Origin of the sequence: Streptomyces sp. SAT1 (assembly GCF_001654495.1) — a bacterium.
In the GTDB taxonomy this organism is placed as follows: Bacteria; Actinomycetota; Actinomycetes; order Streptomycetales; family Streptomycetaceae; genus Streptomyces; species Streptomyces andamanensis.
The window spans coordinates 1,290,226-1,302,718 of record NZ_CP015849.1 but is presented as its reverse complement, the minus strand read 5'-3'; the positions used below and the strand labels follow the sequence as shown (position 1 = coordinate 1,302,718).

The window sequence follows — 12,493 nt, the reverse complement described above, 5'->3', positions numbered from 1 at the left end:
CGTGGCACGGACGATGACGCAGAAGGTCGAACAGCGGCTCGCCCAGCAGGCGGCGCCCGGCGAGCGGGTGCTCTTCGGGGCACCGGTCTTCCGGACCGACGGTGTACGCACCACGGCGACCGGCGCCGGTGCGGGTCCGGGCGGTGCGGGCGGCGCGGCGGAGGTGGCCGCGTTCACGCGGCGCGGCCCGACCGCGCCTCCCACGGTGCCGGTCCGGATCCCCGGACGAGTCGTCGTCGCGCTCACCACCCGGCGGCTGCTGGTCTTCTCCGTCACGGGCGCCGTCGTCGCCGGGCCCGGCGAGCTGCTGCACTCCTTCCCGCTGGAGGAGATCGCCTGGGTGGGGGAGCCGGAGCTGGTCACCGGCGCCGCGCAGGCGCTCCGGGTGCGGATCGGCATCGCCGGGACGGGCGTGCTGGCCTACGGACACCCCAGGCGGCGGGTGGCCGAGGGCCGCCTCATGACGGGGCGTCTGATACGGGAACTCGCCGCCCGGCCGAGGGCACGGGAGCCTGGCTCCGGGGACGGGGCCGCGAGCGGCTGACACACGCGAGCGACGGAGCCGCGCGAGCGGCTGACGTACGCGAGCAGCGGACGCACGGCCGCGCCCCGGCAGGGCACGGCCACCGGCCACCTGTGACGGCGGGGCGATCCGCCCTACAGTGCCCAGGTGAGCATGACGCCCCCGCCCGGCTGGTACCGCGACCCGTCGGCCCCGCACCTGGAACGCTGGTGGGACGGGACCGCCTGGAGCGAGCACCGGCGCTCACCGGAGACCGTGCCGCTCCCGCTGGTCGTCCCGGCCGCCCGGCGCCCGGCACGCGCCAGGGCGGTGGCGCTCGCCGCCGCCGGGTCCGTCCTGGCCGCCGCGATCGTCACCGGTGCGGTCCTGCTCCACGACGGCGGTGACGGCGGTGACCGCGGCGACGGCGCGACGAGCACCGCCCCCGGCGGCCCGGCCGCGACGGACACCGCCACCGCCCCGGCCGCCCCGCCGGACTCGTCCGGTCCGTCCGGCCGGGCCGGTCCGTCCGACGCGTCCGTGGTGGTCGACCAGCTCAACGGCATCACCCTGCCGCTCCCCGCCGGCTGGGAGGCGCCGCAGAACGTCTCCCAGGACGACGTCGTCATGACCACCCACGGCGTCTACGACTGCCCGGCGGGACGCGGGCTGTGCCGGCACGGCCTGGTCAGCACCCTGACCCCCGCCTCGTCCGACGGCGCCCGGCCCGAGACCCTGGCCCGGAACGACATCGCCGACGCGGCCGACGCCGCCTACGGGCGGAACGCGGCGGGCGACACGCCGTACGACGGCATCACCGCCCACCAGGACGTCGCCGCCGGGCAGGTGGCCGTCGCGGGCCGGGCGGGCTACTTCGTGCGCCGCCGGGTCCGCACCGCCAAGGGACCCGGCGGCTACGTGGAGTCGCTGGCCTTCTCCTCCAGCACGGGCGTCGGCGCTCCCGTCATCGTCCGCTTCGTCCTCGACGCGGGCCCGGACGGGCCGCCCCTGGCCGACATCGACCGGATCACCAAGGGCATCCGGCCGATCGGCGCCACCGGCGCGGACGGCGGTGTGGGCAGCAGCATCGGCCCGTCGTCCGGCTGAGCCCGGCCGGACCTCGGAGGCCGGACGGGCCCCGGAGACCCGACCGGGCCTCAGAGGACCGGGCCTCAGAGGAAGGTGTGGCCCTCGCCGCGGTACGTCGGCACGGTCGCCGTCACCCGGTCGCCCTCGACGAGGTGCAGCGCGTCGAACCGCTCGCACAGCTCACCGGCCTTGGCGTGCCGGAACCACACCTTGTCGCCGATGAGCAGGTCGTCGGCGGGCGGGCCGAGCAGCGGGGTCTGCACCTCACCGGGGCCCTCCTGCGGGTCGTAGCGCAGGCCCTCGGGCAGATACGGCACCGGCAGCCGGTCCGCTCCCGCCGCCCCCGACGCGGGGTAGCCGCCGCCCAGCACCGTGACCACCCCGACCCCCGGGCGCCGCACCACCGGCTGGGCGAACAGCGCCGCCGGACGGCCCCGGAAGGACGTGTAGTTGTCGAACAGGCGCGGCACGTACAGCCCCGAACCCGCGGCGATCTCGGTCACCGCCGCCTCCGCCGCGGTGTGCTGCACACTGCCCGTGCCGCCGCCGTTGACGAACTCCAGGTCCGGCGCCACCGCGCGGACCGCCCGCACCACGGCGGCCCGCCGCTCGGCCAGTTCGCGGCGCGCCGCCGACTGCATCAGCCGGACCGCCCGCGACCGCAGCGGCCGCCCCGCCACCGCGTCGCCCACGCCCGCGACATGCCCCTCGTACGCCATGATCCCGACCAGCCGGAACCCCGGCCGCCGGGCCACCGCGCGGGCCATCTCGGCGATCTGGGCGGGGGAGTGCAGCGGGGAGCGGAGCGCGCCGACGCGGAACCGGCCGCCGAACATCCGCAGCGACGTGTCCAGTTCCAGGCACACCCGTACGCTCTCGCCGCCGCCCTCGCGGCAGGCGTCGATCAGGTCGAGCTGGGCCGGGTCGTCGACCATCACCGTGACGGCGGCGGCCGGCTTGGGATCGGAGGCCAGTTCGGCGAAGCCGGCGCGGTCGGCGGACGGGTAGGCGAGCAGGACGTCCTCGAACCCGGACCGGGCCAGCCACAGCGACTCGGCGAGCGTGAACGACATGATGCCCGCGAAGCCGTCCTTGGCCAGGGCCCGTTCGAGCAGCGCGCGGCAGCGCACGGACTTGCTGGCCACCCGGACCGGTTTGCCGCCGGCCCGGCGCAGCAGATCGTCGGCGTTGGCGTCGAAGGCGTCCAGGTCGACGATCGCGACGGGGGCGTCGAGATGGGCGGTGGCCCGGTCGTAGCGGGCCCGGTCGGCGGCGCGTGCGGTCATGCACGCAGCCTGCCAGACAGGATTACCGCAGGGTAGGGGGACGTTACGGGCAGATCCCCCGGGCCCGCGGTCCGGTTCCCGCCGTCGCGCGCCCAGCCCGTAGAGTGACGCGCACGTGCGGCGCGGGGGCGGCACGATCCCGGCCGCCGAGGCGAGCCGGGATGGCTCCTCGTCCGTACGGGTATGCGTGTCCGGTGACGACCAGTCGGCGCCGGGCGGGGCGACGAGGACGGCGGCCGGGCACGAGAGCACGGCTCGGCACAGTGAAACGGGGGGTGCATGAGCACGGAAGCACGCCACGCTCCGATACCTCCGCGCCCCGCGCACCCGCCCCGCACTCCGGCGCACCCGGCCGACGAACCCCGCGCCCCCCGGAGCGACGCCACGGCGCCCTCGGGCCCGCAGCCGGTGCGGCCGGCGCAGACCGTGCATCCGGCCCCGGGCGCGCGTCCGGCCCAGAGCGCGGCCGGGGGCGTGGGCGGGGCCGTCCCGGACAGCCCGCCTCCGCCGCCCGCCTCGGCCCGCTTCCCCGACGCGCCGCCCCGCGTCGGACGCGCGGACGCGGCGCGCGACGGCGCCCCCGGTACGTCTCCCGGCGCCTTCGCCGGGGGCGGGACGGGGACGCGGTCCGCTTCCCCGCACGCCCCACGGCCCGCGGAGGGCACCGGGACCGCCGTCGGCGGCGAGGACCGCCACCCGCGAGCGCCCCACGCCCCGCACCGCCCGGTCCGCCCGGCCGGGCCCGCGCCCGCCGTGCCTCCGTCCGCGACCGCCGCGTCCCCGTCCGCGCCCCGGCGCGCGGTGCCGGGGCCGGGCCGCGGCGCGGCGCAGTCGGCCGACAGGTCCGCGCCGAGCGCGGGACCCGGTCCCGTGTACGGGCCGCGGCGCGCGGCCGGCGGGCCCTCCGGCTCCGGCACCGGCCCGGATCAGGGACCGCTCCCGGCCGCCGGGCCCCTCCCCGGCGCGGGCGCCGCCTCCCCCCGTACCGCGCCCGGCCCGTCCGTCCCGCCCGCGCCGTCCGTCCCGCGCGTCCCGGCCGCGGAAGCCGGGCCGACGACGCCCGGCCACGGCGTACCGCCCGCTCCTGCGGCCCGGCCGCCGCGCCCGCCCGTCCCGCCCGCCCGGCACCCCGGCCGCCCCGGCCCACGACCGGCCCACGACGGTTCCCCCAGAACCGGCACCGGCACCGGCGAGGCCCCCGCCGCGCCCGGCCCCGCGCTGCCGTGGACCACGTCCGGCGCGTCCGGCACACCCGCGGCACCCGGGACACGTACGGCACCCGCCGCCCCCACCGCCCCCGGCGCGTACCCCGGCCCGGCCCGCCCCTACGTCCTGCTCGGCGAGCCGGAGGGCTACGACGCGCGCGGGCGCGGGCGCGCCCTCGGTGTGCGGATCCGGCCCCGGGCCGCGCTGGCCGCCGCGTGCGTGGTCCTCGGACTCGGACTCATCGGCGGCGCCGTGACCGGCAGTTGGCTCACCGGCGACTCGGGCGACGGCGGCGCCGCCGGTACCTTCGCCGCGGCGGGCACCCTGTGGCACAGCATCCCGGTCGACCGGCTCTTCCCGCCCACCGTGGACGGCCGGGGCGCCGGACCCGGCGGCGCCGACCGCACCTGGACCCGGATCGCCGTCGCCCCCGACAGCGGCTGCGCCGACGCCTTCGACCCGCTGCTGCGCAAGGCCCTCTCCCCGGTCGGCTGCACCCGCCTGCTGCGCGCCACCTACACCGACGCCACCCAGAGCTTCGTCACCACGGTCGGCCTGCTCTTCACCAAGGCCGACGCCCCGGCCATGCGTTCCCTGGCCGTCCGCTTCCGCGACGAGGGCCTCGACCGCCGCACCGACCTGCTGCCCCGCCCCTACGCCGCGCCGGGCACCGTCGCCGCCGCCTTCGGCGACCGGCAGCGCGCGTCCTGGACGGTGTCCGTGCTGACGGAGGCCCCCGTGGTGGTGTACGCCGTCTCCGGCTGGGCCGACGGCCGCGCGGCCGACGTCCCGCAGCCCGCCGCCGACGCGATGAAGGCGGGCGCCGCCACGCCCGCCGCCCAGGCGGGACTCGGCCACGAGGCGAAGGGCCTGGCCGACCGCATCGAACGCGGCTTCCGCACCACCGCGGGCCAGGCCACGGAGAAGCCCTCGTGAGCCCCGCCGTCCGGCGCCGCGGCGGCGCCCTGAGCCTGTTCCTGGCCGCCGCGCTCGCGCTCGTCCCGGCCACCGCCGCGCACGCGGACGGCATCCGCGCCCAGCAGTGGGCCCTGGACGCCCTGCACACCCAGGACCTGTGGCACCACACCCGGGGCAAGGGCGTCACCGTCGCCGTCCTGGACACCGGTGTCGAGGCCGACCACCCCGACCTCGCGGGCAACGTCCTGCCGGTCAAGGACCTGATCGGGTTCGGCGCGCGGCGCGGTGACGGCACCTGGGCCCGGCACGGCACCGCCATGGCCGGCATCATCGCCGGGCACGGACACGGCCCCGGCGGCTCCGACGGCGTCATGGGGATCGCGCCCGAGGCCGAGATCCTCCCCGTCCGGGTGATCCTGGAGGACGACGACAAGGCACGCGCCCAGGCGCGCACCACCCGGGGCAACGCGCTCGCCGACGGCATCCGCTGGGCCGCCGACCACGGCGCCGACGTCATCAACCTCTCCCTGGGCGACGACTCGGACTCCGCCCACCCCGAGCCCGCCGAGGACGAGGCCGTCCAGTACGCGCTGAAGAAGGGCACCGTCGTCGTCGCCTCGGCGGGCAACGCCGGCGACAAGGGCGACCACGTCTCCTACCCGGCCGCCTACCCGGGCGTGATCGCGGTGACCGCCGTGGACCGCTACGGCACCCGGGCCGCCTTCTCCACCCGCCGCTGGTACGCCACCGTCAGCGCGCCCGGCGTCGACATCGTCATCGCCGATCCGGACCACAAGTACTACAAGGGCTGGGGCACGAGCGCGGCCTCCGCCTTCGTCTCGGGCGTCGTCGCCCTCATCGAGGCGGCGCATCCGGGCCTGGCCCCGGCGCAGATCAAGAAGGTCCTGGAGGACACGGCCCGGGACGCCCCGGTCGGCGGACGCGACGACTCCCGCGGCTTCGGCATGATCGATCCCGTCGCCGCCGTCGAGGCCGCCGGCCGGCTGAAGCCCGCGGAGCTGCGCACGGCGGCCTACGGCGGACGGTACTTCGGCCCCGGCCCCGACCCGGCGGGCTCGGACGACGGGACCGACTGGGCGGGCCTCCTCGCCGGCGGTACGGGCGGCGTCCTGCTGGTCGCGGCGGTCCTCCTGTGGCGCGGCCGGCGCGCACGCGACACCGCCGACACCACCGCCGACACCGCCGTCGGCTTCCAGCCGTAGGCGCCCCGGGCTTCCAGCCGTGGCCCTCCGGGCGAGCCCCCCGACACGGTCAGCCGGCGACGGACGGCGCGGTGGCCGAGAAAGGCGAAGGGGAAGGCGGAGGGAAAGGCGAAGGGGCAGGGGGAGCGCCCGGGGCGAACACCGACACCGCCGCCCGCGCCGACTCCTCCACCAGCAGGACGCCCTCCTCCTTCGTCGCGTTGCCGTGCGACAGCACCGCCACCAGCCGGTCGGCGCCGCCCGCCGCCACCCGGCCGATGCTGTTGACGACCCACAGGCCGGTGGTGCCGCGCGGCAGCCAGCCGTTCTTCAGGGCCCAGTCGGAGCCGTCGGCCGCGGCGGACACCCCCCAGTCCTGGCCCTCGGCGATCCGCCCCATCAGCGTCCGGACGTACGCGCGCGAAGCGGCGTCCAGCGGTGACCCGGCCGTCCCGAAGACCTGCCGGAGCAGGGTGACCTGGTCGGCGGCGGTGGTCCGGGTCAGCCCCCACAGCGGGCCCTCGCCGCCCGTGGTCCCCGTCAGCCCGAGCCGGCGGTGCGCCGCGTCCAGCCCGGCGGCCCCGCCGATGCCCCGCCACAGCGCCGAGGCCGCGTCGTTGTCGCTGTGCTCGACCATGGCGGCCGCGTCCGTCCGCTCCCGCGCGGTCGGCGGCCGTCCCGCGTCCTGCGCCCGCAGCAGCACGGCCGCCAGGATGCCGACCTTGACGATGCTCGCCGTCTCGAACGTCCCGTCCCCGTACCGGGCGCACTCCCCGGAGGCCGGGTCGCAGACCGCCACCGAGACGGCGGCGCCGCCGGCCACCGCCACGGACCGCATCGCCGCCCCCAGCAGCGCACCGCGGTCCACCACCGGCTCCCGCACGGCCCCCATCTCCGCCCTCCCGCTCGACCCCGCCGCCGACGATACGCGGCCCCGGATAGGCTCGGAGCCGTGGCGAACAAGAACATCCCGGACCCCGGTTTCTCCGACGACGACGGCTCGGCCGACCCCGCGCTGAGCGCGGCGCTCGCCGCCTGGGCGCAGGACCGCACCGCCGTGGACGGCGTGCTGCGCGCCCTCAAGGGTGCCCGGCTGCTGGTGCCCGTCGTGGCCGTCCTCGGCGAGGTCGAGGAGGACGAGAACGGGCTGCGCCGCGAGAAGACCAGCGACATGGCCGTACCGACCCTGAAGGCGGGGCACCGCACCGCGCTGCCCGCCTTCACCTCCACCGCCTCGCTGGCCCGCTGGGATCCGGCGGCCCGCCCGGTCGCCGTACCGCTGCACCAGGCGCTTCAGGCCGCCGCGCACGAGAAGGCCGACACGGTCGTGCTGGACCTGGCCGGGCCGGTGGCGTTCGAGCTGACCGGGGCCGCGCTGCGCGCGCTCGCCGAAGGCCGGACGACGGCCGACCCGCTCGCCGACCCGGCGGTCCTGGCGGCCGTACGCGACGCGGTGGCCGCCGAACCGGCGGTGCTGAGCGCCCGCCTGGGGCCGGGGCAGGCGGACGGCACCCTCGCGCTCGTCCTCGACCCGGCCGCCACGCAGGCCCCGGCCGACACCGCCCGCGCGGTCGCCGGCCGCCTGGCCGCCAGCGAGGCGCTGAGGGCCCGCCTGGTGCGCGGCCTCGACCTGGCACTGCTGCCGGCCGGGGCGACGCCGCCGGGCGAGCCCTTGTACGTGCGGGGGTAGTCTCCGGTACCCGCGGGGAAGTCCTCGTAGGCGTACCTGAGGGGCGGTCCTCGTACGCCTCTCGCGGCCGCGGCGCGCGGGTCAGCCGTAGACCGGGCCCGTGTACTTCTCGCCCGGACCCTGGCCCGGCTCGTCCGGCACGACCGACGCCTCGCGGAACGCCAGCTGCAACGACTTCAGGCCGTCCCGCAGCGGCGCCGCGTGGAAGGAGCTGATCTCGGTCGCGCTCGCGTCCAGCAGTCCGGCGAGCGCCGTCACCAGCTTGCGGGCCTCGTCCAGGTCCTTGTACTTGTCGCCCTCGTCCGTCAGGCCGAGCTTCACCGCGGCGGCGCTCATCAGGTTGACGGCGACCGTCACGATCACCTCGACCGCGGGGACCTCCGCGATGTCTCGGGTCATGGCGTCGAAATCGGGGGTCTCAGGAGGGGTCTCACTCATGCCCCACACGATAGGCGGTCCCGCCCGCCGCGCCCCGATTAGCCCTGGTCCGGTCGGCCTGCTAATCTGGTGGGCGACCGGCTGGACACGCATGCCCCACGGCGAGCGGGCCCGGCCCACAAGTGGAGGCTTCGAACTCCCACCCGACCGCCCCCCGGGCGGCGGGTCACCGGTCAGACGGCCCCGTCCCAGCGGCGGCGATCCGTCCGAATGCGCGCCCCGCGGCCATCGCGGCGGTCGCTCCGGTAGTTCGAGGAGCCCCGCCTGTGATCGTCCGGGGCATTTTTGTTGCTGCGGCGCGGTTAGGTCTTACGAACACAGACGTACGCGGCTGTCCGCCAGACCGCCGCGTGGTGCTACCGAGGAGGATCCATCAGCGCCGAGCCCCGCATCAACGACCGGATTCGCGTTCCCGAGGTGCGACTTGTCGGTCCCAGTGGCGAGCAGGTGGGCATCGTCCCGCTGGCCAAGGCACTGGAGCTTGCGCAGGAGTACGACCTGGACCTGGTCGAGGTCGCGGCGAACGCCCGTCCGCCCGTGTGCAAGCTCATGGACTACGGGAAGTTCAAGTACGAGTCGGCCATGAAGGCCCGTGAGGCGCGCAAGAACCAGGCGCACACGGTCATCAAGGAGATGAAGCTCCGGCCGAAGATCGACCCGCACGACTATGACACCAAGAAGGGTCACGTCGTCCGGTTCCTCAAGCAGGGCGACAAGGTCAAGATCACGATCATGTTCCGTGGTCGCGAGCAGTCCCGGCCCGAGCTGGGCTACCGGCTGCTGCAGCGCCTCGCGGAGGACGTCCAGGACCTCGGTTTCGTCGAGTCGAACCCGAAGCAGGACGGCCGCAACATGATCATGGTTCTCGGTCCGCACAAGAAGAAGACCGAGGCGATGGCCGAGGCCCGCCAGGCGCAGGAAGCCCGCAAGGCAGACGCGAAGGCCAACCCCGGCAAGTCGCAGAACGCCGCGGACACCGAGACGCCTGCCGAGGAGCCCGCCGAGGAGCACGCCGAGGCGTGACCTCCGGGGACCCCGCGTCCCAGGTTGTAACCGAAACAAGAGCGACGCTCCACCGTGCCCGGTTCTCGCGACCGGGCACCGGAGCGCCACCGACGAGGAGAGAACGGCGCTATGCCGAAGAACAAGTCGCACAGCGGTGCCAGCAAGCGCTTCAAGGTCACCGGCTCCGGCAAGGTGCTCCGTGAGCGCGCCGGCAAGCGCCACCTGCTCGAGCACAAGTCGTCCCGTCTGACGCGTCGCCTCACCGGCAACGCCGAGATGGCCCCGGGCGACGCCAAGAAGATCAAGAAGCTTCTCGGCAAGTGACGTCGCGGCGCCCGATCGGCTGATCCGGCGCACCGCACGTCAGGACCGGGACCCAATCGTTTCCGGGCCGTGTGAAGACCCCCACGGCCCCGCTACAAGGAGTCAAACAAGTGGCACGCGTCAAGCGGGCAGTCAACGCCCACAAGAAGCGCCGGGCGATCCTCGAGCAGGCCTCCGGCTACCGCGGTCAGCGCTCGCGCCTGTACCGCAAGGCCAAGGAGCAGGTCACCCACTCGCTGGTCTACAACTACAACGACCGCAAGAAGCGCAAGGGTGACTTCCGCCAGCTGTGGATCCAGCGCATCAACGCCGCTGCCCGCGCCAACGGCATCACGTACAACCGCTTCATCCAGGGTCTGAAGGCCGCCAACGTCGAGGTCGACCGCAAGATCCTCGCCGAGCTGGCCGTGAACGACGCGAACGCGTTCGCCGCGCTCGTCGAGGTCGCGCAGAAGGCTCTGCCCAGCGACGTCAACGCGCCGAAGGCCGCGTGACGCCGCACCGGACCTGAGCCGGTGACCGAAGGACCCGCAGGCTTCACGGCTTGCGGGTCCTGCTGTTGGGGGCCCGCGCGCGGCATACCCGCCACGAGACGTCCTCCGAGAGCGATCCTTCCGAGAGCAATTCTTCCGAAAGCAAGAGGATGCCGCCCGCCACTCCCGAGCTGATCTCCCCCCGCTCCGCCCGCGTCGGCGCCGCCCGGCGGCTCGCCAAGCGGAACTTCCGGGGCAAGGACCGGCTGTTCCTCGCCGAGGGACCGCAGGCCGTACGGGAGGCCGCCGCGCACCGGACACCGGCCGGCGACGCCACGCTCGTGGAGCTGTTCGCCACGGTCGAGGCCGCCGAGCGCTATCCCGACATCGTGGGCGAGGTCCGCGCCGCCGGTGCCCGGGTGCACCTGGCCGCCGACGACGTCATCGCCGACATCTCCACCACCGTCACCCCGCAGGGCCTCGTCGGCATCTGCCGGTTCCTGGACACCCCGTTCGAGGAGATCCTCGCCGCCCGGCCCCGCCTCGTCGCCGTCCTCGCCCACGTACGCGACCCCGGCAACGCCGGCACCGTGCTGCGCTGCGCCGACGCCGCCGGGGCCGACGCCGTCGTCCTCACCGACGCCTCCGTCGACCTGTACAACCCGAAGGCCGTACGCGCCTCCGTCGGCTCGCTGTTCCATCTGCCGGTCGCCGTCGGCGTCCCCGTCGAAGCGGCGGTCGCCGGGCTGAAGGGCACCGGGGTGCGCATCCTCGCCGCCGACGGCGCGGGCGGCGACGACCTCGACGACGAGCTGGACAAGGGCACCATGGGCGGCCCCACCGCCTGGGTCTTCGGCAACGAGGCGTGGGGGCTGCCCGAGGAGACCCGGGCACTGGCCGACGCCGTCGTGCGCGTCCCCATCCACGGCAGGGCGGAGAGCCTGAACCTCGCCACCGCCGCCGCCGTGTGCCTCTACGCGTCGGCCCGCGCACAGCGCGCCCCCGGAGGATGCCGCTCCGTCACCTCCGGCTAGGACAGGTCCTAGTAGGGTGGCCAGCTCGGGGGCCCGCTGCACCATCGGGAAGGTGGGGTAAGGGATGAGTGTCGGCACGAGCGGGGCGATTCCGGGCACATACGGCGTACCCCGGCCGTCCGTGCCACCGGCCGCTGCCGCCGCGGGGACGGGGACCGACCCCGACGAGCTCCCCGACGGCCTGGTGATCGCCGACGAAACCGGCCGCGTCACCTGTTTCAATGCCGCGGCCGCCCGCATCACCGCCGTCCCCGCCGACCAGGCCCTCGGCCGGCACCTGGAGAAGGCCCTGCCGCTGGAGGACCTGGAGGGCCGCCGCTGGTGGCAGCTCACCGACCCCTACGGCGGCCTGGCCATCCGGGTCGCCCAGCCCGAGCGCAATCTGCTGCTGCCCGGCGGCCGCGAGGTCCTGGTCTCCGCCCGGTACGTCCGCGACCGCACCGGCCCGGTCCGCCGCGTCGTCGTCTGCCTGCGGGACACCGAGGCCCGCCGCCGCACCGAGCGCAGCCACGCCGAGCTGATCGCCACCGTCGCCCATGAACTGCGCTCCCCGCTGACCTCGGTCAAGGGCTTCACCGCGACGCTGCTCGCCAAGTGGGAGCGGTTCACCGACGACCAGAAGCGGCTGATGCTGGAGACGGTGGACGCCGACGCCGACCGCGTCACCCGGCTCATCGCCGAACTGCTCGACATCTCCCGCATCGACTCCGGCCGCCTGGAGGTGCGCCGCCAGCTCGTCGACATAGGGGCGGCGGTCGGCCGCCACGTCCAGGCGTACGTGGCCGCGGGCCAGCCCGCCGACCGGTTCCTGGTCCGCCTGGAACAGCCGCTGCCCGTCCTGTGGGCCGACCCCGACAAGATCGACCAGGTGCTGAGCAACCTCATCGAAAACGCGGTGCGCCACGGCGAGGGAACCGTCACCATTGACGTCACGCCCGCGGTGTCCCCCCGAGAGGGAGAGGACGCCGGCACGTCGGTCACGGTGAGCGACGAGGGGCCCGGCATCCCGGAGGAGTCCATGAACCGCGTCTTCACCCGCTTCTGGCGGGGCAGCAAGCGCGGCGGCACCGGCCTCGGGCTCTACATCGTCAAGGGCATCGTGGAGGCCCACGGCGGCACCATCACGGTCGGCCGCGCGCCGGGCGCCGGCGCGCGGTTCCGATTTACCCTGCCCGTGGGCACCCCGGCACACCTGCTCTGAGCACCGGCCGGGGGCCCACCGGCGCATTCGCTTTCCCCAGCCCCGTTAGACTCGGCCTTTGGCACCTTTGCGTCCCAGAAACGGAGACGATTCGTCCATGGGTCGGTGACGGGGACCGTCAGCCT

Annotated in this window: 13 protein-coding genes; 10 read left to right on the top strand and 3 right to left on the bottom strand. The window is 75.7% G+C overall.

From position 1 onward, the window contains the following. The first annotated feature begins 1 nt into the window (after nt 1). Nucleotides 2-544, top strand: a complete 543-nt coding sequence (locus tag A8713_RS05675; RefSeq protein WP_159393071.1) for a hypothetical protein — start codon at nt 2-4, stop codon at nt 542-544. Between the two features lie 132 nt (nt 545-676). After that, on the top strand, nt 677-1,609 hold the full coding sequence (locus tag A8713_RS05670) for a DUF2510 domain-containing protein (protein ID WP_064531822.1): 933 nt from the start codon (nt 677-679) through the stop codon (nt 1,607-1,609). A gap of 65 nt (nt 1,610-1,674) precedes the next feature. On the opposite strand, the gene A8713_RS05665 is transcribed toward A8713_RS05670, so the two are convergent. Further along, nucleotides 1,675-2,877, bottom strand: coding sequence for an amino acid deaminase/aldolase (locus A8713_RS05665; protein ID WP_064531820.1), 1,203 nt, complete (start codon nt 2,875-2,877; stop codon nt 1,675-1,677). Nucleotides 2,878-3,747: 870 nt separating this feature from the next. Here A8713_RS05665 and A8713_RS34080 point away from each other — a divergent pair. Continuing rightward, on the top strand, nt 3,748-5,019 hold the full coding sequence (locus tag A8713_RS34080; RefSeq protein ID WP_237305309.1) for a hypothetical protein: 1,272 nt from the start codon (nt 3,748-3,750) through the stop codon (nt 5,017-5,019). Next, nucleotides 5,016-6,224 carry a type VII secretion-associated serine protease mycosin gene (gene mycP / locus A8713_RS05655; protein ID WP_064531818.1) on the top strand — a complete coding sequence of 403 codons (1,209 nt, stop codon included), beginning with the start codon at nt 5,016-5,018 and terminating at the stop codon, nt 6,222-6,224. The genes A8713_RS34080 and mycP overlap by 4 nt, the downstream gene beginning before the upstream one ends. A 49-nt stretch (nt 6,225-6,273) precedes the next feature. On the opposite strand, the gene A8713_RS05650 is transcribed toward mycP, so the two are convergent. Beyond that, entirely contained in the window at nt 6,274-7,095 is an 822-nt protein-coding gene (locus A8713_RS05650; RefSeq protein ID WP_064531816.1) for a serine hydrolase, read from the bottom strand. 60 nt (nt 7,096-7,155) lie between these two features. On the opposite strand from A8713_RS05650, the gene A8713_RS05645 reads away from it, so the two are divergent. Next, a complete protein-coding gene (locus A8713_RS05645; RefSeq protein ID WP_064531814.1) occupies nt 7,156-7,893 on the top strand; it encodes an SseB family protein in 738 nt (245 codons plus the stop codon). 81 nt (nt 7,894-7,974) lie between these two features. Here the strand turns inward: A8713_RS05645 and A8713_RS05640 are convergent, their stop codons facing one another. After that, nucleotides 7,975-8,331, bottom strand: a complete 357-nt coding sequence (locus tag A8713_RS05640; RefSeq protein WP_064531811.1) for a DUF1844 domain-containing protein — start codon at nt 8,329-8,331, stop codon at nt 7,975-7,977. A 372-nt stretch (nt 8,332-8,703) separates the two neighbouring features. On the opposite strand from A8713_RS05640, the gene infC reads away from it, so the two are divergent. The 5 genes from infC (at nt 8,704) to A8713_RS05615 (ending at nt 12,368) form a co-directional block, all read left to right on the top strand. Then, entirely contained in the window at nt 8,704-9,354 is a 651-nt protein-coding gene (infC, locus tag A8713_RS05635; protein ID WP_079158847.1) for a translation initiation factor IF-3, read from the top strand. Between the two features lie 111 nt (nt 9,355-9,465). Further along, nucleotides 9,466-9,660 carry a 50S ribosomal protein L35 gene (gene rpmI, locus A8713_RS05630; protein ID WP_007829094.1) on the top strand — a complete coding sequence of 65 codons (195 nt, stop codon included), beginning with the start codon at nt 9,466-9,468 and terminating at the stop codon, nt 9,658-9,660. Nucleotides 9,661-9,770: 110 nt separating this feature from the next. Beyond that, complete coding sequence (gene rplT / locus A8713_RS05625) at nt 9,771-10,154, top strand: 50S ribosomal protein L20 (protein ID WP_006141703.1); 384 nt, start codon at nt 9,771-9,773, stop codon at nt 10,152-10,154. A gap of 149 nt (nt 10,155-10,303) precedes the next feature. After that, nucleotides 10,304-11,167: a TrmH family RNA methyltransferase gene (locus A8713_RS05620; protein ID WP_064531807.1), complete on the top strand. Its 864-nt coding sequence runs from the start codon at nt 10,304-10,306 to the stop codon at nt 11,165-11,167. Between the two features lie 64 nt (nt 11,168-11,231). Then, complete coding sequence (locus tag A8713_RS05615) at nt 11,232-12,368, top strand: sensor histidine kinase (protein WP_064531805.1); 1,137 nt, start codon at nt 11,232-11,234, stop codon at nt 12,366-12,368. Nucleotides 12,369-12,493: the final 125 nt, after the last annotated feature.

Bases quoted from the DNA above. Each gene is read 5' to 3' on its own strand.
- A8713_RS05670 (WP_064531822.1), top strand. From the start codon at position 677: ATGACGCCCCCGCCCGGCTGGTACCGCGACCCGTCGGCCCCGCACCTG.
- A8713_RS05665 (WP_064531820.1), bottom strand. From the start codon at position 2,877: ATGACCGCACGCGCCGCCGACCGGGCCCGCTACGACCGGGCCACCGCC.
- A8713_RS05650 (WP_064531816.1), bottom strand. From the start codon at position 7,095: ATGGGGGCCGTGCGGGAGCCGGTGGTGGACCGCGGTGCGCTGCTGGGG.
- A8713_RS05640 (WP_064531811.1), bottom strand. From the start codon at position 8,331: ATGAGTGAGACCCCTCCTGAGACCCCCGATTTCGACGCCATGACCCGA.
- rpmI (WP_007829094.1), top strand. From the start codon at position 9,466: ATGCCGAAGAACAAGTCGCACAGCGGTGCCAGCAAGCGCTTCAAGGTC.
- A8713_RS05620 (WP_064531807.1), top strand. From the start codon at position 10,304: ATGCCGCCCGCCACTCCCGAGCTGATCTCCCCCCGCTCCGCCCGCGTC.
- A8713_RS05615 (WP_064531805.1), top strand. From the start codon at position 11,232: ATGAGTGTCGGCACGAGCGGGGCGATTCCGGGCACATACGGCGTACCC.